We start from the raw sequence: 25,158 nt of genomic DNA on the forward strand, positions 1-25,158 counted from the left end.
GGACGCCTCCTCAGAGCATTTCATGCCCTCCCATTCCGATTCCCGCCGCCTGTCGGGTATGTCGTCTTCCTTCGTTTCCTTCCGCCGCCACCCGCTGGCCCTGGCCTGTGCTGGCCTGGCCCTGGTCGGCAGCTTCGGTGCCGCCGCGCAGGATAGCGCGCCGACCCCGACCGGCCTGGACACGATCACCGTGACCGCCGAACACCGCGAGCAGAACCTGCAGGAAGTGCCGGTCTCGGTCGGCGTGGTGCAGGGCGAGCGCATGCGCGACTTCACCGCCGGCGGCGACGACACCCTGCTGGCACTGTCCGGCCGCGTGCCGAGCCTGTATGCGGAAACCACCACCGGCCGCATCTTCCCGCGCTTCTACATCCGCGGCCTGGGCAACATCGATTTCTACCTGGGTGCCTCGCAGCCGGTGTCGATCATCCAGGACGACGTGGTGCTGGAACACGTGGTGCTGAAGTCCAACCCGGTCTATGACGTGGACCAGGTGGAAGTGCTGCGCGGCCCGCAGGGCTCGCTGTTCGGCCGCAACACCACCGCCGGCATCATCAAGTTCGATACCCTGAAGCCGACCCAGGACTACACCGGCCGCGTCAGCGCCAGCTATGCGACCTACAACAGCGTGTCGATCGACGGCGGCTTCGGCGGCCCGATCAACGACATCGCCTCGTTCCGCGTGTCGGCCCTGTACCAGCACCGCGACGACTACGTCGACAACACCTACAAGGGCCCGAGCGCCGACGGCACGGTCAGCCCGAAGAAGAACGCCATGGGCGGCTTCGATGACCGCAACGTGCGTGCGCAGCTGCTGCTGACCCCGAGCGACCAGTTCTCGATCCTGGCCTCGGCCCACGCCCGTGATTACGAGGGCACCTCGACCCTGTTCCTGCGCGGTGCGCTGACCAAGGGCTCGAACAAGACCGACGTGCCGCGCGACAAGGTCGCCTACGACGAAGCCGACAACAACCCGCAGGCCTACAAGACCTACGGTGGTTCGGTGAAGGCACGTTACGACTTCGGCGCGATCGACTTCACCTCGATCACCGCCTACGAAACCACCTCCGGCTACAGCCGCGGCGACACCGACGGCGGCGCTGCGGTGAACTTCCCGGTCAACGGGGTGCCGAACGGCTACGGCCAGTCGATGGGCCGCATCCGCGACCTGGACCAGTGGACCCAGGAGTTCCGCCTGGCCAGCCATGACGACAGCGCGCTGCAGTGGCAGGCCGGTGCGTTCTATTTCAACGGCAGCGACACCACCGACTTCTACCAGCGCGCGTGGTTCCTGCAGGGCGCGGCACGCAACCCGAACAACTGGGTGCGCCTGCGCAACAAGAACACCTCGTGGGCCGGTTTCGGCCAGATCAGCTACGCCTTCACCGACAAGTTCACCGTCACCGCCGGCCTGCGCCAGACCAAGGACGAGAAGCACACCCGTCTGCTGAAGACCGCTGATACCGCCGCCGGCGTGGTCACTTACAAGGGCCGCACCGACGTCAAGATGTCCGATACCACCCCGAGCTGGGATCTGAGCGCGATGTACCAGATCACGCCGGACGTGAGCGTCTACGCCAAGGTCGCACGCGGCTTCCGCGGCCCGACCATCCAGGGCCGTTCGGCGGTGTTCAATGCCGATTTCACCACCGCCGATTCCGAGACCATCCTGTCCTGGGAAGCGGGCGTGAAGAGCAGCCTGTGGGACAACCGCCTGCGCCTGAACGCCACCGCGTTCACCTACACCGTCAACGACATCCAGCTCAACGGCAACGATTCGGACGGCAACGGCGTGCTGTTCAACGCTGACAAGGCCAAGGCCTACGGTTTCGAAGCGGACATGGAACTGCGCCCGATCCCGAACCTGACCCTGAGCGCCGGCCTGAGCCTGCTGCACAGCGAGATCAAGGACAAGCGCGTCTACGCGCAGGTCTGCGGTCTCAACGGGCAGGTGGTGTGCACCGTGAATGACCCGACCATCAAGGTCGGTGCCAACACCTTCGCGCAGATCGACGGCAACCCGCTGCCGAACGCGCCGAAGTACAACGTCAACCTGGCCGCCCGCTATGACTTCCCGGTCAGCGATGCCGGCACCATGTTCGTCTCCACCGACTGGAACAAGCAGGGCTACACCAGCTTCGTGCTGTACGACAGCAAGGAGTTCAACTCCAAGGGTGACTTCGAGGGTGGCCTGAAGATCGGCTACTCGGGCAACTACGGTGCCTACGAAGTGGCGCTGTTCGCGCGCAACATCACCAACGAGAAGAACCTCAAGGGTGTGATCGAGAACTACATGGCCGCGGTCTACAACGAGCCGCGCACCGTGGGTGTCTCGCTGAACATGAACTGGTAATGCGCTGTCGCGGTGGCGGGTCGTCCCGCCATCGCGCTGCTGGAATGAAAAGGGCGGCCCGGATTACCGGGCCGCCCTTTTCATTGCTTCAGACCGCAGTGAGGTTGCTGTCCTGGCTGCGCTGGCCGAAGGTCAGGGCCCAGGTGGCGCTGTCCACCTGCTGGCGGTCCTGTTCCTGCTGCTTGCGTGCGCGGCTGGCACCGAACCAGCGACCCTCGCCGTTGATCAGCGGCGCCATGCGCACCACGTCCACATACTCCGGATCGATCTCGCTGGCACGCTGCAGCCAGGTCAGGGCGAGGAATGCATTGGCCGGGACGCCGTTGCCGACGTGGTAGATGTCGGCCAGGTAGCCTGATGCCCACAGCTTGTCGTCGTCGTCACCGCGCCACCACAGCGGAATCAATGCGCGCTCGACCGCTTCGCGTTTGTGCGCGTCATTCTGGCCATCCAGCGCCAGGCAGGCCAGGTTGCGGCAGGTCGGGCCCCACACCCGCTCGCCGGCCTCGGCCTCATCCAGGCAGCGCAGGTACAGCTCGCGCGCACGCGCTTCATTCTCCGCGCCGCCTGCGGCGACGAGGCGCACGGCCAGGTTGTAGGTGGCGATCAGGTCGCCGCCTTCCACCGCACGCTCCTGCCAGTAGGCGGCCTTTTCCGCATCGGCGAACTGCGGTTGGTCGCGGCCACCGAGGCGGCCCTTGTACAGGTCGCACAGCGCCGACATCGCACCAGCGTCACCGGTTTCAGCCATGCGCTGCAGCAGTGACAGGCCCGCGGCCTGCGAAACATCACAGAACAGGTTGGCGGCGAACGTCACCGCCGAGGTGTTGTCCTGCTGCGCAAGCTTCAACGCGCGCTGCAGCAGGATACTGGCGCGCGTCGGGTCGCTGGCCTGGCCGAGCAGGCCATGCTCGATGGCGGTAGCGGCCCAGAGCAGGCCGATCGCCGAATCGCCTTCGCGCGCGGCATAGTCCACCACCTGTGCGAACAGTGCTTCGGCACCGTCGACATGGGCGAACCAGGTGCAGGCCTCAAGGTTGCTGAGCCCCTCATGCAGGACCACATCGCGGTCCAGTGCCCATGCCTGCTGCAGATCTTCAAGCACGGCCTGCATGTGGTGCGGATCCCACTGCACGACATCTTCGATGTCTTCAACGCGGCCAAGCCGGTAGCGCAGCCCGGCACGCTGGGCCAGCACCTGCGCGCGCAGGTTGCGGTCCAGGTGCCAGTCGAGGATCTGCGCGTACGCGCGCTCGTGCGCGGCCACGGCGTCGGCATCCTCGCGGTGGGGCAGATCGCCCATCCAGTCCTGTTCCTTGTGCCAGCGCAGCGCGTTGCTCTGCGCCAGTTCCAGGCCACGGCACCAGCCACCCTCGATGAAGTTCTCCATCGCCTCATGGCTGCCGCCCCAGCGCGGGTACAGGAAGTACAGGGTGTCTTCCAGCGTGGCCAGATCGTCCGGGCGCTGCTCCAGCACCAGGCGCATCCAGTACGCCAGCGGTGCGTCGAAATCGTCCTGGCTGCGCTCGCGCAGCAACGGGGGCAGCGTATCCGGCAGCGTCTGCAACGGCGCACCGAAGCGCGACAGCAGCTGCAATGCCTGTGGCCAGGCTTGAGGGTAGTGCTCGGCCAGCGCGGCGTCATCGGATGCGGCGGGCTCCCCGGCCTGCAGCGCACGCAGCCAGTTCGGTTCGCGCAGGTAGCTGGTGATGCGCTTGATGCCATCCAGCGCCAACGCAGGTCGTGGCGACAGCGGAATCGCCTGCAGGTAGGCATGCACGGCATGATCGCGGGCCAGCTGCGCCGCCAGCCATTGGCTGTCTTCCACCAGCGCGGCCACATCGGCGCTGCGCAGGGCACCGGCCGCTTCTTCCCAGCAGGCACCGAGGCGCAGATGGGCGTAGTAGCTGTGGGGGGCGGCGGCGACCCACTGCTGTGCCTGCTGCAGGCGCTCATCCAGGGTCAGGGTGGGATCCTGCAGGTTGCGCAGGCGCCAGCGGATGCCGGGGAGTGGCCGTTCGCCGCCCAGCCAGGCTTGTTCGTGCGGCGCCAGCTGCGCGTCCAGTTCGGAGTAGCGCTTCGCCTGCAAGGCAGCGCGCGCCCCTGTGCGCCACGCCAGGTCCTCGGCGGAGAGGCCGTCCTTCGCAACTCCATTTGTCATCTGATGCAATCCAACATTGGCGGGGACGCTATTGGACAGTCCCGCGCTCGCGTCGGCAAGCGTGGCAGATGCTCATTCTGTGTGTTGCGGGCGCCGGCGCAGTGCCGGCGCCCGCAGTGTCAGCGTGCCGGCAGCAGCGCCTGCAGGCGTGACTCCAGTTCCTGCTGGCGCCAGCCGGCCAGTGCGGCGGGCCATTGGCGACGTTCCAGATAGCTTTCCAGGTGCTTGCGCGAGGCAAGGATGCCATCCGGCAGTCCCAGCTCGCGGCTGCGTTCGGCCACGGCATCCTGCAGCTTCTTCAGCGCTTGCTTGTTGCTGTCGTTGGCCGGCAGCGCCAGCGGGGCGTCGGCCTCATCGGCCAGCGGCGTCTCCAGCGCCTGCCACACGGCGCCAGCGAGCTTGCGCGGTGCCTTCGGGAACTGCTCGAACAGCTGGCCCAGCGCGGCGGCATCGGCCGGTGGCGTGCGTGCCAGCGTGGCGGCCAGTTCGTTGTCCAGGATCCAGCTGCGTGGGCGGTCGCTGCTGCGCGCCTGCACATCGCGCCAGCGCAGCAGGCGCAACAGGCGATGCTGTGCGGCGGCGTCGAGGAACTGTGCCGAGCGCATCGACAGGTGTGGCCAGCGGTCCTCGTCATTGGCAACGCTGGCCAGCAGGCGCTCGCCGTCGTCATGCAGCCACTGCTGGCGACCCAGCGCCTGCAGCCTGGCATCGATGGCGTCGTGCAGTGCGAACAGGTGTTCGACGTCGTCGGCGGCGTACTGCAGCTGCGACTCCGACAGTGGTCGGCGCATCCAGTCCGAGCGGGTCTCACCCTTTGCCAGTGCGACGCCGGTGATTTCCGCCACCAGCTTCTGGTAGCCCATGCCACCGCCGATGCCGGCCAGCGAGGCGCCGATCTGGGTGTCGAACAGCGGCCGTGGCAGTACGCCGCAGGCCCACTTGAAGGCGACCAGGTCTTCGCTGGCGCTGTGCATCACCTTGATGATCGATTCATCGGCCAGCCACGGCGCCAGCGCCTCGGTCATGCCCGGAATCAGCGGGTCGATCAGCAGGATGTCCTGGCCGACGGCCATCTGCACCAGCGCCAGCTGCGGCCAGAAGGTGCGTTCACGGATGAATTCGGTGTCCAGGCCGATGCGGGTCGGGCGCTGCTGGAAGTACGCATCCAGCTCGGCGGGGGTGGTGATCCAGGTTGCCACGGGTCAGGGCCTACTACTCGGGTTTGCTCAGGCAGGGGAGAATAGCCTAACGTCGATCCGCGTCCGTGCCGAAGGAGGCTCTGCTTGCGTTTTCCGTTGTCGCCCGTGCTGTGCACCGCGCTGGCCGTCGCCCTGGCCGGCTGCACGCCGTCGCCGCCCGCGACGGCGGACCGGGCGGCCAGTGGGGCCACGCGGCAGGCCGAGGACGTCGAAACCGGCACCGATGCCAGCCCACAGGCCGGCCAGGGCAGCGTGACCATCGGCGGTGAGGATGCCGCCGAGGATGTGCAGCAGTGGACGCCCCCCAGGGTGGACCGGCAGGGCCGCAGCCTTGCCCAGTTGCGGCGTGCGGCCGAACAGGCCTTTGCCGACGGCCGGCTCTACGAGGATGCCGATGCCGCCATTCCGTTGTGGCTGGCCGTGCAGGAAGAGGACCCGGATGACCGCCAGGCCCGGCTGGGCCTGCAACGTGCCCGCCAGCGCCTGCAGCAGCAGGCCGACGCCCTGCTGGTGCGGCCGCTGAAGCAGCGTGAGGCGCTGGCCGAGGCCAGCCGCCAGGCGCTGGTGTTGCTGACGCTGGCGCCAAAGGACGAAAAGGTGCGTGCGCTGCAGGGACGGGTGGAGCTTGCCCAGCGTGTGGTGGCTTACAACCGCGCCGGCGAAGAGGACCTGCGCTCGGACCGGATCGGTGAAGACGGGGATGGGGCCATCGGCAACTTCCGTGAGGCACTGGCATTGGATGAGGACAACAGCCGCGCACGGCAGGGACTGGCCGCAGCCGAAAGCGGGCTGATCCGCCGTGCCGAGGACGCTGCACGCACGCGCGATTTCGCCAGCGCCGGCACCTGGTTGGCCGAAGCGAGCAAGGTGCGCGATTCGTCGCCGACCATCGCCGACGCGTTCGAGCGCATCGAGCAGATCCGTGCGGCGGCATTGCTGCAGCTGCGCGATGACGGTCTGCGTGACCTGGCCACGCCGCAGGGCCTGAAGCCGGCCCGCGAGAAGCTGGCCGAGGCATTGCGCATCGCGCTGCCGGGCGACGCGGTGGTGGGCCAGCTGCGGGAGCGCATCGACCTGGCTACCCATTACGGCAGCTTCCGCCCGGGGCAGGTGTTCAGCGATGCCATGCGCGATGGCGGGCGCGGGCCGCAGATGGTGGTGGTGCCACATGGCGGCTTCCAGATGGGTGCCGGTGATGCCGAACCGGGATCCAGTGATTCCGAGCGCCCTTCGCACTATGTGCGCTTCGATCGTGGCTTCGCGATGGCGATCACCGAGGTCACGGTCAGCGATTTCGAACGCTACGTGAAGGCATCCAATGCGCGCCCGCGCGCGACCCGGCGGGGCCATTCGGTGGTCTATGACGAGCGTAGCGGCAACTTCATCCGCCGCAGCGGCGTGGACTGGCGCTCGGACTACGACGGTGGCCGCGCGATGGCCAATTCGCCGGTGATGCACGTCAGCATTCGCGATGCCGAGAACTACGCGGCGTGGCTGTCCGAGCAGACCGGGCGCAGCTACCGGCTGCCCAGTGAGGCCGAATTCGAATATGCACTGCGCGCCGGCAGCAGCGGCCGCTATCCGTGGGGCGACGCCGGCACGCCGCCGCCTGGCAGCGGCAACTTCACTGGCAGCAAGGACGTTTCTCCTTCGGGCCGGCATTGGCACAACGCCTTCATCGGCTATGGCGATGGCTGGTGGGGGCCGGCTCCGGTAGGGAGTTTCCAGGCCAATGCCTTCGGCCTGCACGACATGGGGGGCAACCTCAGCGAGTGGGTGGCCGATTGCTGGCATGCCAGCTACCGGCGCGCGCCGTCTGACGGTGCCGCCTGGTTCAACCCGGGTTGCCGCGCACGGGTGATCCGCGGCGGCAACTGGGCCAATGCGCCGGAGCAGACCCGTGCCGCCTGGCGGCAGTCACAGGATTCGGACACCACCAACGCGCGCATCGGCTTCCGCCTGGTACGCGGCATCTGAGCGGCGCCGGGCTTCACCCGCTGCGGGCATCGGCGCACTAAGATTGCGCCGTGCCCGCCAGCCGGCGGGACCTGCCGGAAGACCGCCCGATGCGCAATGATCCCTTCTCCCGCTCGCCGCAAGGCCCGCAACGGCGCGGCCTGTTCGGCAACATCCGCTGGTGGGTGTTGCTGCTGGCTGCCGGCTACGCGGTGTTCTACTGGTTTTCCAACCGCACGGTCGATCCCTATACCGGTGAGAAGGTGATGATCGACAGCAGCCTGGACGCGCGCCAGGAGACGGCGCTGGGGTTGCAGGCCTACCAGCAGATCCTGTCGCAGGAACGGCCGATGGATCCGAACGCACCGATCGCGCGCGACGTGCGCGACATCGCCCAGCGGCTGATCGCCAAGGTCGACGTGGTGGAGACCGCGCTGGCACAGGAGCATGGCGTGCAGCCGGCGCACTTCGCGCGGGATTTCCAGTGGGAAGTGAATGTGATCCCGTCCGAGCAGGCCAATGCGTTCTGCCTCCCGGGCGGCAAGATGGCCGTTTACACCGGGCTGGTGCCGGTGGCGCGTACGCGCGATGCGATGGCGGTGGTGATGGGCCACGAGATCGCCCATGCACTGCTGCGCCATGGTGCACAGCGCATGGCCCAGCAGAAGCTGACCCAGATCGGGCAGATGGCCGGCGCCGCCAGCGGCATGGATGCACAGCAGCAACAGATGATGATGTCGGCGATGGGCTACGGTTACTTGTTGCCGTATGCGCGCAGCCACGAGACGCAGGCGGATGAAGTGGGGCTGATGCTGGCCGCGGCAGCGTGCTTCGATCCACGCGAGGCGGTACCGCTGTGGCAGCGCATGGGCCAGGCCAGCGGTGGCCAGTCACCGCCGGAGTTCGCCTCGACCCACCCGAATCCGGGTACCCGTATCCAGAACCTGCAGGCACTGATGCCGAAGGCGCTCGAGTACCGGCAGAAATTCTGCGAGCAGGCAAAGTAGGGGGGCGGCAGGGCTTGCAGCCCTGCACCCGCGGTAGTGCCGGCCGCTGGCCGGCAGCAGCAACAGCAACAGCGTGCATTCCGTGGGATGGCGGGGTGGGTCCGGTTGCGGGAGACGCCGTAAACCCGTCCATGGGGGCTTGGCCGCGGCATCCATGCCGCGGACACTCCCGCAACCGGACCCACCCCGCCTTCGACAGTTTCTCGCGATCTGTCGGAATGGCTTGGGGTCAGATCCGTTTTCCTACGGAAAACGGATCTGACCCCGAATTGATTCGATATCTGACAGCTTTCATCCACGCATGCGTGGATCTACCGTGTCGACCAAGGTCGACAACTACCAACAGCCTCCGGAATCTGTCAGAGGCGGGGCGGTGTGGATGTGCAGGACCGTTGGCGCCATGGATGGCGCCATCGAGCCCCCATGGATGGGTTTACGGCGTGTCCTGCACATCCACACCGCCCCGCCATCCCACGGAATACCAGCTTTGGCTGTTGCTTCGGCTGTTGCTGTTGCTTGAACGCTTCGGCAGGTGCAGGGCGCAGCCCTGCCGAACAACCCTTTACTTGACCTNCCAGCTTTGGCTGTTGCTTCGGCTGTTGCTGTTGCTTGAACGCTTCGGCAGGTGCAGGGCGCAGCCCTGCCGAACAACCCTTTACTTGACCTGCACGTCGATCACGCCGTTGCCAACGCGGGCCTGCAGTGCATCACCGGGCTGTACCTGGTCGACCTGGCGTACCAGCGAGCCATCGTCACTGCGGGTCAGGATGCTGTAGCCACGCGCCACGGTCGCCAGCGGGCTGACCGCTTCCAGCGAACGCGCCAGTCCGCGCAGGCGCAGGGCATCGCGCTCCAGCAGACGCTGCATGGCCACCTGCGGCCGCCCGCGCAGGGCAGCCAGGCGGCGCTGCATCGCGTCGAGCTGGCGTTGCGGATGGTGCCCGCGCAGCACCGCCGCCGCATGGCGCAGGCGCGCGGCGCGGCGCTCCTGCTGCTGGTTGAACGCGGCATGCAGGCGCCGGCCCAGATCGAGCTGGCGGCGGCGCAGCAGGTCCAGCCGCGCCTGCGGGCTCTGTGCGTTCAGGCGCAGCAGGGCACGATCGGCGCGCTGCATCACCTGCTGCATCGCATGCCGTTGCAGCTGCACCATGCGCGCCGCAGTCCGGCGCAGGCGCAACGCCAGTTCGCGCTGGTCCGGTACCAGCAGTTCGGCCGCCACCGAAGGCGTCGGTGCGCGCAGGTCGGCGGCGAAGTCGCTGAGGCTGAAGTCGGTTTCGTGGCCGACCGCCGAGACCACTGGCGTGTTGCTGGCGGCGATGGCGCGGGCCAGCGCTTCATCGTTGAACGCCCACAGGTCTTCCAGTGAACCGCCACCGCGGGTCAGCAGGATCACGTCGTAGCGGCCACTGGCGTCGGCGGCCTGCAGCAGGCGGGTGATCTGTGCAGCGGCGCTGCTGCCCTGCACCAGGGTCGGCAGCAGGTCCACTTCCAGCAGCGGGAAACGGCGCTCAAGCACGCTCAGTACGTCGCGCACGGCGGCGCCGGTCGGCGAGGTGATCACTGCCAGGCGCTGCACGTGTGCGGGCATCGGCCGCTTGCGTGCCGGGTCGAACAGGCCCTCGGCCTCCAGGCGTGCCTTCAGCTCCTCGAAGGCGCGGCGCAGCGCGCCTTCGCCGGCTTCTTCCATGTGGTCCAGCACCATCTGGTACTCGCCACGGGCGTCGTACAGGGTCACCTTGCCGCGCACCAGCACGCGCATGCCTTCGCGCGGCACGAACTTCAGGTACTGCGCCTTCATCCGGAACATCGCTGCGCGCAGCTGCGCACGTGCGTCCTTCAGGGTGAAATACAGGTGCCCGGAGGAAGGGCGCGCCACGCTGCCCAGCTCGGCCTCGACCCAGATCGCCGGGAAGCTGCCTTCCAGCAGGTCGCGGGCCAGGGTGTTGAGCTGGCTGGGGGTGAGGATGTCGTTGTTGCGTGGCTGCATGGGAACGGCGTGCTGCGGGCGGAACGGGGGCTCAGGATCGCACGTCAGCGCACCGCGTGCTGGCCCAGCGCCCACTGCACGTGTGCACGCACCAGCGGCGAGGGATCATCGACGCGGGTATGCAGCGCGGCCAGCGTCTCTGCCGTGGTCGGCGCGTTGCCCAGCGCCACCGCGATGTTGCGCAGCCAGCGTTCATGGCCGCTGCGCCGGATCGGGCTGCCTTCGGTACGGCGCAGGAACTCGGTTTCATCCCAGGCGAACAACTGGTCCAGGCGCGCGATATCGAGATTGTTGCGCGCGCGGAAATCGGCTTCGTCGGTGCGCTTGGCGAATTTGTTCCAGGGGCAGACCAGCTGGCAGTCGTCGCAGCCGTAGATGCGGTTGCCCATCAGCGGCCGCATGTCTTCGGGAATGGGACCGTCGTGCTCGATGGTCAGGTAGGAAATGCAGCGCCGCGCGTCCAGCCGCTGCGGGCCGATGATGGCCTGGGTGGGGCAGACATCGATGCAGCGCGTGCAGGTACCGCAGTGGGCAGTGGCCGGCGCGTCGATCGGCAGGGGGATGTCGATATAGATCTCGCCGATGAAGAACCAGGAACCGCCGTGACGGTCGATCAGGCAGGTGTGCTTGCCGATCCAGCCGAGCCCGGCGTTGCGCGCCAGTGCGCGTTCCAGCACCGGTGCCGAATCGACGAAAACGCGGTAGCCCAGCGGCGCCACCTCATCGTTGATCTGCATGGCGAGCTTCTGCAGGCGGTTGCGCATCAGCTTGTGGTAGTCGCGGCCCAGCGCGTAACGGGCCACGTAGGCACGGCCGGGATCGGCCAAGGTCGCCCAGGCTTCGGTGTCGTCCTTGTGGCTGTAGTCCATGCCCACCGAGATCACCCGCACGGTGCCGGGCAGCAGTTCGGCCGGCCGCGCACGCAGCGTGCCGTGGCGCGCCATCCAGTCCATCGTGCCGTACAGGCCCTGGCCCAGCCAGTCGGCCAGATGCGCCTCATCCTCGCCCAGCTCGATGCCGGCGATGCCGCAGCGCTGGAAGCCATGCGCACGGGCCAGTTCGCGGATGCGCTGCACGGCCTGGGCCGGATCGACGGGGGCGGGGACGGGGGACATGCGCACCAGTATAAAATCCCTGCATGCCCGATCTTTCCCTTCTGTTCGATACCGCAGCAGCGCGCGCGCTCGATGGACGCGCATGGGCGCTGGCCGGTGATGGTGGCTGGAGCCTGATGGCCCAGGCCGGTCTGGCCGGCTGGCAGTGCCTCCTGCAGCAGTGGCCGGAAGCCCTCCAGCTATGCGTGCTGGCCGGTGCCGGCAACAACGGTGGCGACGGTTACGTGCTGGCCCGCCATGCCGTGCGGTCAGGGCGGCAGGTACAGGTGGTCACGCTGCCCGGCACGGCGCCCGCCACGGCGCTGGCGGCGCAGGCTGCAGCGGAATTTGCCGCGGCAGGCGGCTGCATCGTTGCGTTCGACGGTCAGTTGCCGGCTGCTGAGGTCTATGTAGACGCACTGTTCGGGCTTGGCCTGGACCGGGCGCCAGCCGGCATGGCCCAGTCGCTGATCGAGGCCCTCAATGCGGCGCAACGGCCGGTGCTGGCGATGGATGTGCCGAGTGGCGTTGATGCCGACAGCGGTTGTGTGCCCGGCGTGGCGGTGAAGGCCACTGTCACGTTGCAGTTCATCGCGTGTCACCGCGGCCTGTACACCGGTGATGCCCTGGAACAGGTGGGCCAGCGTCGGCTGGCGCCACTTGAACTGCCTGATCAGGCCTGGGACGGTATCCACGCCAGCGCGCAGCGCTGGACGGGCGACCGCTTGCCGGTGCTGCTGCCACCGCGACGCGCCAATACCCACAAGGGAGAATCGGGCCACGTTCTCTGCATCGGTGGAAACCACGGCAGTGGCGGCGCGGTCGTGATGGCTGCCGAGGCGGCGCTGCGTGCTGGCGCGGGCCTGCTCAGCGTTGGCACCCGTCGCGATCACGTCGGCCCCTTGCTGGCGCGCCTGCCCGAGGCCATGGCCCACGCGCTGGAAGATGGTGACGCGCTGCCGGCGCTGCTGGACAGGGCCGGAGTGGTGGCGATCGGCCCCGGGCTGGGCCAGGACGAGTGGGCGCGCGCACTCTTTGCACGGGTGCTGGCGTGTGACAAGCCGCTGGTGGTTGATGCCGATGCACTGAATCTGCTGGCGAAGGATCCGCGCGCACTGCCGCACGCGATCCTCACGCCACACCCGGGCGAGGCCGCGCGCCTGCTCGGGTGCAGCACCGCTGACATCCAGGCTGATCGCTATGGCAGTGCACAGGCATTGGCCGAGCGCTTCCACGCCGTGGTGGTGCTGAAGGGCGCGGGCAGCATCGTGGCGGCACCCGCGCAGACGCCACGGCTGATTGCTGCGGGCAATCCCGGCATGGCCGTGGGGGGCATGGGCGACCTGCTCACCGGCATCATCGCCAGCCTGCGTGCTCAGGGCCTGACCGCCTTCGACGCCGCTGCGGCTGGCGCGTTGCTGCACGCGCTCGCCGGCGATGCTGCGGCCGCCGACGGCGCGCGTGGCCTGCTTCCCACTGACCTGCTGGCGCCGCTGCGGCGACTGGCCAACCCGGACCTCTCTTCATGACCGACTTCTTTCTTGCCGACAGCGATGCCACCGAACAGCTCGGGCAGTGGCTGGCCGCCACCCGACCACCGCAGGCGCTGGTCGAACTGCGCGGCGACCTGGGCGCCGGCAAGTCCACCACGGCCCGCGCGCTGCTGCGCGCGCTGGGCGTGCAGGGCGCGATCCGCAGCCCGACCTATACCCTTGTCGAGCGCTATCCACTGGCCAGCGGTGGCGAGGCGTGGCATCTGGACCTGTACCGGATCGGCCAGGCCGGAGAGCTCGATTTCCTCGGCCTGGACGAAGGCAGTGCGGTGTTGTGGCTGGTCGAATGGCCGGAACGAGGCGCCGGCGCGCTGCCACCGACCGACCTGGTGGTGGCGCTGGAGATCGAGGGGCAGGGGCGTCGCGCCCGTCTCACTGGGGCCAGCGACATCGGACATGAATGGCTGGAACGGCTACCCCAAGGGGGCGACTTGCAGGCCATTTCTGTCGGCTGACGAGAACAAACACCGGCAGGTTACGGATTATTAAGGAAAAAGGTGTTGCATTCCGTTCAGCGCGGTGATTGAATCCTGAGCCATGCGCCCGGGGAACCGTCTCATTACCATCTGTGCCGCCGTCGGACTGGGTCTGGCGAGCGTCAGTGCGTGGGCCGGCGAAGTCCGCCAGGTCCTGCTGAATACCGGCGCTACCGGCACCCGTGCCGAGATCTCGCTGGTCGGCAGTGGCGGTTACAAGACCCTGTCGTTGGCCGGTCCGAACCGCCTGGTGGTCGATTTCCCGGATTCCAGCGCCATACGCAACCTGAAGATGCCGGCCGCGCAGGGCGTGGTTACGGCGGTGCGTACCGGACAGCCGGTGCCGGGCACTTTCCGTGTCGTTTTCGACCTCGCTGAATCGGTGGCGCCGTTCCGCCCGCAGATGCAGCGCGAGGGCAATGAATCCAAGCTGGTGATCGAATGGCCGGGCGATGGTCCTGCCGTGGCCGCCAGTCGTCCTGCGGCGACGCCGGCGGTACAGCCGCAGGTCCCTGCCAGCACGCCCGCACCGACGCCGGCCGAGAGCGCGCAGTCGCGCAACGACGCCGCGCGCGCCACCGCACTGTTGACCGCGCAGGTACAGCAGCAGGCCAGCGCCGCCGCTGCCACACCGGCCACGCCGACCCCGGCGCCGTCCACCGCTCCAGCCCAGGTCGCGGCAGCGGGTACGGCTGCCAGCAGCACGCCGTCCGCATCGCCGGCTGCGATCCTTGCCGGCCAGCGTACCGCCGCCGTGGTAACCACGCCGCCGGCCACAGCGCCTGCACCGGTTCCGGCGACGGTGGTGCCACCGCGTCCGGCCATGCCCAGCGATGCCTCGCGCATCCGCATGCAGGCCGGCATGCGCCACCTGGTGGTGGCCATCGATCCGGGCCACGGCGGCCAGGACCCTGGTGCGATCGGCCCGACCGGCAAGCGCGAGAAGGATGTGACCCTGGCCGTGGCGCGTGAGCTGGCCCGCCAGGTCAACGCGACGCCGGGCCTGAAGGCTTACCTGACCCGCGACAGCGATGTGTTCATCCCGCTGCCGATGCGTGCGCAGAAGGCGCGTGCGAACAAGGCCGACATCTTCATTTCGATCCATGCCGACGCGGCGGAAAACCGTTCGGCCACCGGTTCGTCGGTGTACGTGCTGTCGACCAAGGGCGCCTCTTCGCAGCGCGCCCGTTGGCTGGCAGACAAGGAAAACGCGGCCGACCTGGTCGGTGGCGTGCGCCTGCAGCAGACCGAAGGCACGCTCGCCAACGTGCTGCTGGACCTGGCCCAGAGCGGCTACATGAAGGCATCCGAGGACGCGGCCGGTCATGTGCTGGGCGGCCTGAAGCGGATCGGCAACAACCACAAGCCGAACATCGAGCGCGCCAACTTCGCAGTGCTGCGCACTTCGGACATGCCGGCGATGCTGGTGGAGACCGCGTTCATCTCCAATCCGGATGAAGAGCGCCGCCTGATCGATCCGGCCTACCAGCGCAAGATCGCCGGGGCCGTGCTGGATGGTGTGCACACCTTCTTCAGCCGCCAGCCGCCCCCGGGCACGCTGTACGCGGCCCGCGCCCAGGCCGAGATCGACGCAGCCGGCACCATGGCCGGCGGCAGCAAATAACCCGCCGAAGGCGGGTTATTGCTTTCTGTAGAGCCGAGCGGCGCTCGACTGGGCCTTCCCGGTAGCCCGTCAGTCGAGCATGGCTCGACTCTACCCTCGGCCGCTCCGTTATCATCCCCGCATGACGTCTGCTACCCATCCGCGCCCGATCCGGCCGTTGCCGGAGATCCTGATCAACCAGATCGCTGCAGGCGAAGTGGTCGAACGTCCTGCGTCGGTGGTCAAGGAACTGGTCGAGAACGCGATCGACGCCGGCGCCAGCCGCGTCGATATCGACCTTGAGGAGGGCGGTGTCCGCCTGATCCGCATCCGTGACAACGGCAGTGGCATCGCACCGGAACAGTTGCCACTGGCGGTCTCACGCCACGCCACCAGCAAGATCGCCGATCTGGACGATCTTGAATCGGTGGCCACGCTCGGCTTCCGTGGTGAGGCGCTGCCCTCGATCGCATCGGTCAGCCGCTTCACCCTGTCCTCGCGCCGCGCACATGACGAACATGGTTCGGCACTGCAGATCGAAGGCGGCAAGATCGGCGAAGTGACCCCGCGCGCGCATGCGCCCGGCACCACGGTGGAAGTGCGCGAGCTGTTCTACAACGTGCCGGCGCGGCGCAAGTTCCTGCGCGCAGAACGCACCGAACTGGGCCATATCGAAGAATGGCTGCGTTCACTGGCGCTGGCGCGGCCGGATGTCGAACTGCGCGTGTCGCACAACGGCAAGGCCTCGCGCCGCTACAAGCCGGGCGATCTGTATTCCGATGCGCGCCTGGCCGAAACACTGGGCGAGGATTTCGCCAACCAGGCCGTGCGTGTGGATCACAGCGGTGCCGGCCTGCGGCTGCACGGCTGGATCGCGCAGCCGCATTATTCGCGGGCCAGTGCCGACCAGCAGTACCTGTACGTCAACGGTCGCTCGGTGCGCGACCGCAGCGTCGCCCACGCCGTGAAGATGGCCTATGGCGATGTGCTGTATCACGGCCGCCAACCGGCCTACGTGCTGTTCCTGGAACTTGACCCGACCCGCGTCGACGTCAACGTGCATCCGGCCAAGCACGAGGTGCGCTTCCGCGACTCGCGACTGGTCCATGATTTCGTCTACCGCACCCTGAAGGATGCGCTGGCCGACACCCGTGCCGGCATGTCGGCGCAGGACATCGGTGCCGGCCCCGCGCATCCGGTCGATGCGGCCATGGCTCCGATGGCATCGAGCGCGGGCGCCTCTGGTTTCGGGCTGGTGCGCGGTCCGGCACCCGGTGCCGGCTCGGGCGGGGGCGGTGGATTCTCCGGGTGGCGACCGCAGCAGCCACTGGGCCTGCAGGTGGCCGATGCACCGGCGGCCTATGCCGCGCTGTATGCCACGCCGGCCGGTGCCGAGCGTGCAGCGGCACTGCCACCGATGCCCACCGAGAATGGGCTGCCGGTCACCAGTGCCGACGCAGGCGTACCGCCGCTGGGCTACGCCATCGCGCAGCTGCACGGCATCTACATCCTGGCCGAGAATGCAGAAGGCCTGATCGTGGTCGACATGCATGCGGCGCACGAGCGCATCGGCTACGAGCGCCTGAAGAACGCACACGATGGCATCGGCCTGCAGTCGCAGCCGTTGCTGGTGCCGATCACGCTGGCGGTCGGCGAGCGCGAAGCGGATACCGCTGAAAGCGAAGCCGAAACGCTGGCCGCACTCGGCTTCGAGGTGACCCGTGCCGGCCCGGGATCGCTGCATGTGCGCAGCATTCCAGCGCTGCTGGCGCATGCCGAACCGGAAGGGCTGCTGCGCGACGTGCTGACCGACCTGCGCGAACACGGCCAGAGCCGGCGCGTGGCCAGTGCTCGCGATGAGCTGCTGTCGACCATGGCCTGCCATGGCGCGGTGCGCGCCAACCGGCGGCTGACCGTGCCGGAAATGAACGCGCTGCTGCGCGACATGGAAATCACCGAGCGGTCCGGCCAGTGCAACCACGGCCGGCCGACCTGGGCCCGTTTTTCGCTGGCGGAGATCGACCGCTGGTTCCTGCGCGGACGTTGAGGGGAGCATCGATGCGTTATCGGGGAATGGCGGGCCTGCTGGCCGCCGTGGTGTTGGCCGCCTGCAGCCCGGCAACACCGCCGGCGCCGACGGCCGCTGAAGATCCTGCCTACGCGGCCGGGCAGCAGCAATGGCGTGTAGCGCGCTACCAGGACCTGACCCGGCCGGATGGCTGGACGGCGCTGGTCGGCCTGCACTGGCTGCAGAACAAATCGCACTTCGTCGGCAGCGGCGCGACCAATGGCATCCGCCTCGCGGTTGGGCCGGACAAGCTGGGCCTGCTGCGCCGCGAAGGGACGCAGTGGTGGTTTACACCTGAGGCCGGCGTTGACGTCAGCCACGACGGGCAACCGGTACGCGGCCGCATCCGTGTCGACACCGACAAGGATCCGCAGCCGACGCTGCTCGCCTTCGATGGCGGCAAGGGCCAGCTGAGCATCATCCGCCGTGGTCCGCGTGATGCGCTGCGGGTCAAGCATGCCGATGCGCCGGCACGTCGCGATTTCGGTGGCCTGGAGTACTGGCCGGGTGGTCCGGACTGGCAGGTGCAGGCGCGCTTCATCGCGCACCCGCCGGGCAAGACCCTGCCCATCGTCGACATCACCGGCCTGACCACCGAAATGCCCAATGCCGGCGCGGTCGAGTTCCAGCGTGATGGCCGCAGCTGGCGGCTGGAGGCGATCGGTGCGCCGGGGCAGCCGCTGTTCCTGATCTTTGCCGATCGCACCAGTGGCCGCGGCAGCTATCCGGCCGGTCGCTATCTGGATACCGATGCACCCGCTGCCGATGGCACCGTGCGCATCGATTTCAACCATGCCTACAACCCGCCGTGTGCATTCACCGCCTACGCGACCTGTCCGCTGGCGCCACCGGAAAACCGGTTGGACCTGCGCGTGGAAGCGGGCGAGAAGGCCTACCACCTGCCTGAAGGAGAAGGCTGATATGCCGATCAGATCCCTGTTGCGTGCCACCGTTCTGTTGGCGGCCTGTGCGCTGGCACCGCTGGTTGCAGCGCGTACCGTGCAAGCCGATACCGCTGGCGCAGCGGTGGCCAAGCCGCCGGTGCCGTTGCTGTGGAAAGTGACCGGCCCGGGCGATTCGCGCCTCTACCTGCTCGGTTCCTTCCACCTGCTGAAGCCGCAGGATTACCCGTTGTCGCCCGATGTCGAACAGGCGTTCGAGGCCTCGCAGCGGGTCGTGTTCGAACTGTCGCCGGAAGACATGCAGTCACCACAGTTGGCCAGCCGCATGGTGCAGGCGGCGGTCCGCACCGATGGCAGCGAGCTCAAGCGCGATCTTGATGCTGCGACCTGGCAGAAGCTGCAGGTGTTCGCCACCGAAAACAAGCTGCCGCTGGCGCAGATGCAGGGGATGAAGCCGTGGTTTGTCGGCCTGAGCATTTCGGTCGGGCAGATGCAGAAGCTGGGCCTGGACCCGGCACTGGGCCTGGACCGTCACTTCATGGAGCGTGCGCAGAAGACCGGGCGCAAGACCGCGGGACTGGAAGACATCGACACCCAGATCGGCATGCTTGACGGAATGACGCTGCAGGAACAGCGGCAGATGCTGGCCGAAGCGCTGGACCAGGCCGGCAAGGCCGACGAGCAGGCACGCCAGCTGCACGACGCCTGGCGCCGCGGTGACGAGCGCGTGCTGTGGACCCGGATGGCGGCGGAAATGCGCCAGCAGTATCCGCAGCTGTATCAGCGCATCAACACCGGCCGCAATGACGCCTGGGTGCCGAAACTGCTGCCGTACCTGCAGGCCGGGCAGGGCGGTACGCTGGTGGTGGTCGGCACGCTGCACCTGCTGGGCAGTGATGGCGTGGTCGAGAAGCTGAAGGCGAAGGGCTACAAGGTCGAGCGCGTATGCACGGGGTGCAAGGCGAAACGCTGACTTACGGTTGGCGCGATGCCAAACAAAACGGCGCGCCAGTGGCGCGCCGTTTTCGTATCAGCCCTTGCAGCAGCTCAGCGGCGGGTCTTGCCGCCGGTGCCGGTGCCGGGTTCGTTCGGCTTGTTGCCGGTACCTGCGCCGGTTCCGGTTCCGGTGCCGCCCGGACGCGGGCCACCGAAGCCAGTGCCCATGTTGCGCTGGAATTCCTGCCACAGCTCCAGGTTGCGCTCGGTCAGCTGGTTCATCATCGCCCACGGGGTCTGGCCCAGCAGGTTGCCCATCTGCTGGCGGAATTGCTGCTGCTGGTCGAGGAAGACCTGCATGCTGCGCTCCAGGTAATTGCCCATGAAGCCCTGCAGGGAGTCGCCGTAGAAGCGGATCAGCTGGCTCAGCAGCTGGGTGGACAGCATCGGTTCGCCGTCCTGTTCCTGGTCGGCGATGATCTGCAGCAGGACCGATCGCGTGAGGTCGTCGCCGCTCTTGGCGTCGCGGACTTCGAAGTCTTCACCGTCCAGGATCAGCTGCCGCACGTCCTCGATGGTGATGTAGCTGGAGATCTCGGTGTCGTAGAGACGGCGGTTCGGATACTTCTTGATGATGCGGGTCGCAGCCATGAAGCGGTACTCGTCACAGTAGACGCGCAGCATGGCGCAGTGCAGCAGCCGTTGCAACCGCCTCAGCCCCCGCCAGGCTTGGCTTTCGGCGGCGATCATGTTGCGCAACAAGGGTTTGCGTGTTGCGCAGCATGACCATCGGCAGGGGCCGGCGGCGTTCGCCGCGAGGGCCCGCTGCGCGGCCTACCAACCCATATGGTGGCCGCCGTTGATGTCCAGGTTGCTACCGGTGATCCACGAGGCTTCGTCGGCGACCAGGAACGAGACGCCGTACGCGATTTCCTCCGGCTTGCCGAGGCGTCCGGTGGGGATGTCGGCGATGATCTTGGCACGCACCTCCTCCGGCACCGCCATCACCATGTCGGTAGCGACGTAGCCGGGCGAAATGGTGTTGACGGTGATGCCGAAGCCGGCGTTCTCGCGGGCCAGCGAGATGGTGAAGCCGTGCATGCCGGCCTTGGCCGCCGCGTAGTTGGCCTGGCCGTACTGGCCCTTCAGGCCGTTGATCGAGCTGATCTGGATGACCCGGCCCCAGCCGCGGCGGCGCATGCCCTCGATGACCGGACGGGTGACGTTGAACACCGAATTGAGGTTGGTGTTGATCACATCGTGCCACTGGTCCGCGCGCATGCGGTGGAAGGTGGTGTCGCGGGTGATGCCGGCGTTGTTGACCAGGATCTCGACCGGGCCCAGTTCGGCCTCGACCGCGCGCACCAGCGCTTCGGCGCTGTCCGGATCGGAGACATCGCCCGGGAAGATCGACACGCTGTAGCCGCGTTCGGTCATCGCCTGCTGCCAGGCGCGGGCCTTGGCCTCGTCGCGGTAGTTGGTGGCGACCCGGTGGCCCTGGTCGGCCAGGCGTTGGCAGATGGCGGTACCGATGCCGCCGGTTCCGCCGGTGACCAGTGCGACGCGAGATGTCATGGAATGCTGTCCGGGTATCAGGTGGGGGAAGGGGGATTCTGCAACATCGGCGCGGAAAGTGCGCCGGCGGGCAACAGGATGTCGGCACGCGGCAGCCGCGCCGGGTCGAAGGCCTGTCGAGCGGCGGCCAGCAGCGCGTCCAGATCGCGTGCCTGCGCCAGCGCCTCAGGGGCTTGACCGAGCAGCTGCCAGAGCTGGCGAAGCACCGGCAGCGGGCGTGCGCTGTCCACCGGCAGCGCCGCCAGTGACTTGGACAGTTTGTGGCCCGGCGCATCCAGCAGCAGCGGCAGGTGCCAGTGGCGCGGCACCGCCAGGCCCAATGCCTGCTGCAGCAGGATCTGCCGCGCGGTGGAGTCGAGCAGGTCGGCACCGCGCACCACTTCGGTCACTCCCTGCGCGGCGTCATCGACCACCACCGCCAGCTGGTAGGCCCAGCAGCCGTCCGCACGGCGCAGCACGAAGTCGCCGACCTCGGCATGCACGTCCTGCTGCTGCGGGCCGCGCAGGCCATCGTCGAAGTGCACGAGGCTGCCGGGCGGCACGCGGAAGCGGACGGCGGGGTCCGGTCGTGGTTGCCGGGCGACGCAGCGATGATGGATGCCGCCACTGGCGGCCAGGTCGCTGCGGCTGCAGTGGCAGACAAAGGCCTGGTCGCTGGCGAGCAGTACTTCCAGCGCGGCCTGGTAGGCCTCGCCGCGCGTGCTCTGCCAGAGCACCGGGCCATCGTGGGCCAGGCCGAACGCCGACAGTGCCTGGAGTTGCGCATCCGCTGCACCGGGCACGGTGCGCGGCGGGTCGACGTCTTCGACGCGCAGCCGCCACAGGCCGCCGTGGTGGCGGGCGAGCAACCAGCTGCCGAAGGCGGCGAGCAGGGATCCGGGGTGGAGCAGGCCGGTCGGCGAGGGTGCGAAACGGCCGGTGGGAATAGGGGAGGTCATGCTGGCTGAATCGTCGGTCAGGTTGGCGCTTGAATTCAAGCTGACCGCACCGCAAATTGATCGATATCGACCCCTTCCGAGCCGGAATTTCCCATGTTCACCCGTATTGCCCTCTTTCTAGCGACCAACCTTGCGGTGCTGATCCTGGCCAGCATCGTGATGTCCCTCCTGGGCGTGGACTCGCGCTCGATGAGCGGCCTGCTGGTCATGGCCGGCATCTTCGGCTTCGGTGGTTCCTTCATCTCGCTGCTGCTGTCCAAGTGGATGGCCAAGCGCTCCACCGGCGCGGTGGTGATCACCGAGCCGCGCAACCAGACCGAGCGCTGGCTGCTGGCCACCGTCGAGCGCCAGGCCAAGGCGGCCGGCATCGGCATGCCCGAAGTGGCCGTGTATGAAGGCCCGGAGATCAATGCCTTCGCCACCGGTGCCAACCGCAACAATGCGCTGGTCGCGGTGTCCACCGGCCTGCTGCACAACATGAGCGAAGACGAGGCCGAAGCGGTGCTGGGCCACGAGATCGCCCACGTCGCCAACGGTGACATGATCACCATGGCCCTGCTGCAGGGTGTGCTGAACACCTTCGTCATCGTGCTGGCCCGCGTGGTCGGCGGCATCATCGACAGCGCGCTGTCGGGCAACCGCGAAGGCGGCGGCCGCGGCTTCGCCTACTACATCATCGTGTTCGTGCTGGAGATGGTGTTCGGCCTGTTCGCGACGATGATCTCGATGTGGTTCTCGCGCCACCGCGAGTTCCGCGCCGACGCCGGCGGTGCCTCGCTGGCCGGCCGCCAGAAGATGATCGCCGCGCTGGAGCGCCTGCAGCTCAACCACGGCCAGAGCACGCTGCCGACCCAGATCGCGGCGTTCGGTATTGCCGGTTCGACGGCGAAGAAGCTGTTCATGAGCCACCCGCCGCTGGAAGAGCGCATCGCCGCGCTGCGGGCGTCGACGGCGGCGTAAGCCTCCGTACTTCCACGGTAGTGCAGGAACGCCTGGCCTCGCGCCGGGCGTTTTTGTTTGCGCGCGCACGCATTGGTGGCGCCGGGTAGGACGCGGCGAGAGTCATTTCCGCGCCCGCGAAGGGGTGTCACTTTCTTTGCTCGTGCAAAGAAAGTAACCAAAGAAACACGCCGCCAGGGCGCGAGCCGTCGCTACGCGACGGTTCCCTGCGCTTCTCGGCGAATCAGGGGACGGCGCCGAACTCGCTGCGCTCAAACACCGGCGCCTCTTCGCCCCTGATTCCCCTGCGATGCTCGGCTCGCTCCAGGCGGACTGGAAGGTCAAGATCAACGGCAACAGCATCCACGCATGGCGTGGATCTACTGGGTGCAGCTGTGGCATTTGACCTTGGGTCCGCCTTGAGCGAGCCGAGCACCGCAGGTCCGGCGAGGGCGAAGAGGTGCGGGTGTCTGAGCGCAGCGAGTTCCCGCACCGTCCCTCGACGGACCGAGGAGCGCAGGGTACCGATGCACAGCATCGGCTCGCGCCCCGGCGGAGCGTTTCTTTGGTTACTTTCTTTGCGCGCAAAGAAAGTGACACCCCTCCGCTGTCGCGGAAACAAATCGCCGTGCGCGCAAACGAAAACGGCACCTTCGCAGGTGCCGTCTCCATGAACCGCTTTACACGGAACCTCAGAACTTCGCGTCGAACTCCGCCGCGTAGCCAGTGTTGACCAGCACCTTCTGCAGCGATTCGGCCACCTTCAGGTTGCCGGCCACGATCTGGTGGGTCTCCGGGCCACGGTTGTCCATCCGGCCCAGGGTCGCGCCCTTGAAGTCGCAGACCTTGCCGCCCGCCTCGCGGACCAGCAGCAGGCCGGCAGCGATGTCCCATGCCTTCACGCCGGCTTCGAAGTAGGCATCAGCGCGGCCACAGGCCACGTAGGCCAGGTCCAGCGCGGCCGAACCGGTGCGGCGGATGTCCTCGGCCTGGACCAGCAGGGTGTCGACCGACTTCAGCTGAGCGCTGGCGCGGCTGCGTTCGCGCGGGGCGAAGCCGGTGTGGATCATCGTGCCTTCCAGATCCTTGCGGTCGGCCACGCGGATGCGGCGGTCGTTCAGCACGGCGCCGGCGCCACGGCTGGCAGTGAACAGTTCATTGCGCAGCGGGTCGAAGATGACCGCATCGGTCGGCTCGCCATTCTCGACCAGGGCGATCGACACGCAGTAATGCGGCACGCCGCGCAGGTAGTTGCTGGTGCCGTCCAGCGGGTCGATGACCCACATCTGGCGGCGTTCGCCCTGCACGCCACCTTCTTCGCCGAAGATGCCGTAGTCCGGGTAAGCGCGCTTGAGTTCCTTGACGATGACCTTTTCCGCGTCCGCATCCACTTCGCTGGCGTAGTCCATCCGGCCCTTCTGCACCACGTTCAGTGCCTCGAGCTTGTTGATGTTGCGCAACAGGACGTTGCCGGCGAGGCGGGCGGCCTTGACCATGACGGTTACGGCGGGTTTCTGCATGGCGTGGGCTCCCGGAAAGGCAGAAGAGATGGACTGGCGGGGGAAAAGAGCGGGTCCGGCGCAGTGGCCGGCCGCACAGTTTACCATTGGTCATCGTCCAGCTCGACCTTTTCCCTGTTCATGTCCCAGTTTCCTGCCGCCACCCGCCTCCGATTCGTCCTGGTCGGTACCCAGCACCCCGGCAACATGGGCGCTGCCGCCCGCGCCCTGAAGACCATGGGCCTGGCCCGCCTGGTGCTGGTTGCCCCCGAAAAGCCGCTGGATGAGGAGGCCTTCCGCCGCTCGGCCGGTGCCGAAGACGTGCTGGGGGACGCCCCGGTGGTGGCCACCCTGGCCGAGGCCGTGGCTGACTGCCGTCTGGTGCTGGGCTGCACCGCCCGTGCCCGCCGCGTCCAGCTGGAGGAGTACCTGCCGGCCGATGCCGCTGCCCGTGCGGTGGCCAAGGCCGGCGAGGGCGCCGAGGTGGCGCTGGTGTTCGGCCGTGAGCGCACCGGCCTGACCAACGAGGAACTGCAGCTCTGCCATGCAGCGGTGCACATCCCGTCCGACCCGGAGTTCAGCTCGCTCAACCTGGCTGCCGCGGTGCAGGTGCTGGCCTATGAAACGCGCATGCAGCTGCTGGGTGCGCAGCCGGCGGCCGACGCCGAGCCGGGCTTCCGCGAGCAGGCGGCCAGCCACGAGCAGATGGAGAGCTTCTTCGCCCAGCTTGGCGACACGCTGGACGAGATTGATTTCCACAAGGGCCGCGCCCCGGAGTCGGCGATGCGCAAGCTGCGCCGCCTGTTCCTGCGCAGCGAGCCCAGCGAGCAGGAAGTGCGCCTGCTGCGCGGCATCCTTGCCGACACCCAGCGCATGGCGCGGCTGGCCCAGGCGGGCAACAAGGACAGCTGA

19 protein-coding genes are annotated in these 25,158 nt (G+C 67.9%); 11 read left to right on the forward strand and 8 right to left on the reverse strand.

What is annotated here, in order from left to right; genetic code table 11:
* The first annotated feature begins 22 nt into the window (after positions 1-22).
* Positions 23-2,353 (forward strand): TonB-dependent receptor, encoded by a 2,331-nt coding sequence (locus tag D5301_RS13105; RefSeq protein WP_014037894.1) that lies wholly within the window; start codon positions 23-25, stop codon positions 2,351-2,353.
* Positions 2,354-2,441: 88 nt separating this feature from the next.
* On the opposite strand, the gene D5301_RS13110 is transcribed toward D5301_RS13105, so the two are convergent.
* Positions 2,442-4,514: a DUF4034 domain-containing protein gene (locus tag D5301_RS13110; protein ID WP_153855918.1), complete on the reverse strand. Its 2,073-nt coding sequence runs from the start codon at positions 4,512-4,514 to the stop codon at positions 2,442-2,444.
* Between the two features lie 119 nt (positions 4,515-4,633).
* The gene (gene rnd, locus D5301_RS13115) at positions 4,634-5,713 is read right to left on the reverse strand and encodes a ribonuclease D (protein WP_180846234.1); all 1,080 of its coding nucleotides are present in this window, start codon (positions 5,711-5,713) and stop codon (positions 4,634-4,636) included.
* An 84-nt stretch (positions 5,714-5,797) separates the two neighbouring features.
* Here rnd and D5301_RS13120 point away from each other — a divergent pair, with 84 nt between their 5' ends.
* The gene (locus tag D5301_RS13120) at positions 5,798-7,690 is read left to right on the forward strand and encodes a formylglycine-generating enzyme family protein (RefSeq protein ID WP_110712943.1); all 1,893 of its coding nucleotides are present in this window, start codon (positions 5,798-5,800) and stop codon (positions 7,688-7,690) included.
* Between the two features lie 89 nt (positions 7,691-7,779).
* Positions 7,780-8,676, forward strand: a complete 897-nt coding sequence (locus D5301_RS13125) for a M48 family metallopeptidase (protein ID WP_088026614.1) — start codon at positions 7,780-7,782, stop codon at positions 8,674-8,676.
* A gap of 655 nt (positions 8,677-9,331) precedes the next feature.
* Here D5301_RS13125 and xseA read toward each other — a convergent pair.
* Positions 9,332-10,663: an exodeoxyribonuclease VII large subunit gene (gene xseA / locus D5301_RS13130; protein WP_153855919.1), complete on the reverse strand. Its 1,332-nt coding sequence runs from the start codon at positions 10,661-10,663 to the stop codon at positions 9,332-9,334.
* A gap of 44 nt (positions 10,664-10,707) precedes the next feature.
* Positions 10,708-11,778 (reverse strand): tRNA epoxyqueuosine(34) reductase QueG, encoded by a 1,071-nt coding sequence (gene queG / locus D5301_RS13135; protein ID WP_153855920.1) that lies wholly within the window; start codon positions 11,776-11,778, stop codon positions 10,708-10,710.
* 23 nt (positions 11,779-11,801) lie between these two features.
* Here queG and D5301_RS13140 point away from each other — a divergent pair, with 23 nt between their 5' ends.
* The 6 genes from D5301_RS13140 to D5301_RS13165 all read left to right on the forward strand — a co-directional run bounded on the left by D5301_RS13140 (position 11,802) and on the right by D5301_RS13165 (position 19,332).
* Complete coding sequence (locus tag D5301_RS13140) at positions 11,802-13,286, forward strand: NAD(P)H-hydrate dehydratase (protein ID WP_153855921.1); 1,485 nt, start codon at positions 11,802-11,804, stop codon at positions 13,284-13,286.
* The gene (tsaE, locus tag D5301_RS13145) at positions 13,283-13,765 is read left to right on the forward strand and encodes a tRNA (adenosine(37)-N6)-threonylcarbamoyltransferase complex ATPase subunit type 1 TsaE (RefSeq protein WP_110712939.1); all 483 of its coding nucleotides are present in this window, start codon (positions 13,283-13,285) and stop codon (positions 13,763-13,765) included. Before D5301_RS13140 ends, tsaE begins: the two co-directional genes overlap by 4 nt.
* Before the next feature lie 82 nt (positions 13,766-13,847).
* Positions 13,848-15,410, forward strand: coding sequence for an N-acetylmuramoyl-L-alanine amidase (locus D5301_RS13150; RefSeq protein WP_153855922.1), 1,563 nt, complete (start codon positions 13,848-13,850; stop codon positions 15,408-15,410).
* A 121-nt stretch (positions 15,411-15,531) separates the two neighbouring features.
* Positions 15,532-17,436, forward strand: a complete 1,905-nt coding sequence (gene mutL, locus D5301_RS13155) for a DNA mismatch repair endonuclease MutL (RefSeq protein WP_153855923.1) — start codon at positions 15,532-15,534, stop codon at positions 17,434-17,436.
* Between the two features lie 11 nt (positions 17,437-17,447).
* Positions 17,448-18,377 (forward strand): DUF1684 domain-containing protein, encoded by a 930-nt coding sequence (locus tag D5301_RS13160; RefSeq protein ID WP_153855924.1) that lies wholly within the window; start codon positions 17,448-17,450, stop codon positions 18,375-18,377.
* A 1-nt stretch (position 18,378) separates the two neighbouring features.
* Complete coding sequence (locus D5301_RS13165) at positions 18,379-19,332, forward strand: TraB/GumN family protein (RefSeq protein ID WP_153855925.1); 954 nt, start codon at positions 18,379-18,381, stop codon at positions 19,330-19,332.
* 74 nt (positions 19,333-19,406) lie between these two features.
* Here D5301_RS13165 and phaR read toward each other — a convergent pair whose 3' ends face one another.
* From phaR to gluQRS, 3 genes are all read right to left on the reverse strand, one after another.
* On the reverse strand, positions 19,407-19,946 hold the full coding sequence (gene phaR, locus D5301_RS13170; RefSeq protein WP_032130258.1) for a polyhydroxyalkanoate synthesis repressor PhaR: 540 nt from the start codon (positions 19,944-19,946) through the stop codon (positions 19,407-19,409).
* 183 nt (positions 19,947-20,129) lie between these two features.
* The gene (phbB, locus tag D5301_RS13175) at positions 20,130-20,870 is read right to left on the reverse strand and encodes an acetoacetyl-CoA reductase (protein WP_049423910.1); all 741 of its coding nucleotides are present in this window, start codon (positions 20,868-20,870) and stop codon (positions 20,130-20,132) included.
* Between the two features lie 17 nt (positions 20,871-20,887).
* A complete protein-coding gene (gluQRS, locus tag D5301_RS13180) occupies positions 20,888-21,808 on the reverse strand; it encodes a tRNA glutamyl-Q(34) synthetase GluQRS (protein ID WP_153855926.1) in 921 nt (306 codons plus the stop codon).
* Between the two features lie 93 nt (positions 21,809-21,901).
* On the opposite strand from gluQRS, the gene htpX reads away from it, so the two are divergent.
* Positions 21,902-22,768: a protease HtpX gene (gene htpX, locus D5301_RS13185; RefSeq protein WP_121505056.1), complete on the forward strand. Its 867-nt coding sequence runs from the start codon at positions 21,902-21,904 to the stop codon at positions 22,766-22,768.
* Positions 22,769-23,439: 671 nt separating this feature from the next.
* Here the strand turns inward: htpX and D5301_RS13190 are convergent.
* Positions 23,440-24,267 (reverse strand): inositol monophosphatase family protein, encoded by an 828-nt coding sequence (locus tag D5301_RS13190; RefSeq protein ID WP_005410386.1) that lies wholly within the window; start codon positions 24,265-24,267, stop codon positions 23,440-23,442.
* 120 nt (positions 24,268-24,387) lie between these two features.
* Between D5301_RS13190 and D5301_RS13195 the strand changes: the two genes are divergently transcribed.
* Positions 24,388-25,158, forward strand: a complete 771-nt coding sequence (locus D5301_RS13195; RefSeq protein ID WP_010486603.1) for an RNA methyltransferase — start codon at positions 24,388-24,390, stop codon at positions 25,156-25,158.

Source organism: Stenotrophomonas sp. MH181796 (genome assembly GCF_009659995.1).
In the GTDB taxonomy this organism is placed as follows: domain Bacteria; phylum Pseudomonadota; class Gammaproteobacteria; order Xanthomonadales; family Xanthomonadaceae; genus Stenotrophomonas; species Stenotrophomonas riyadhensis.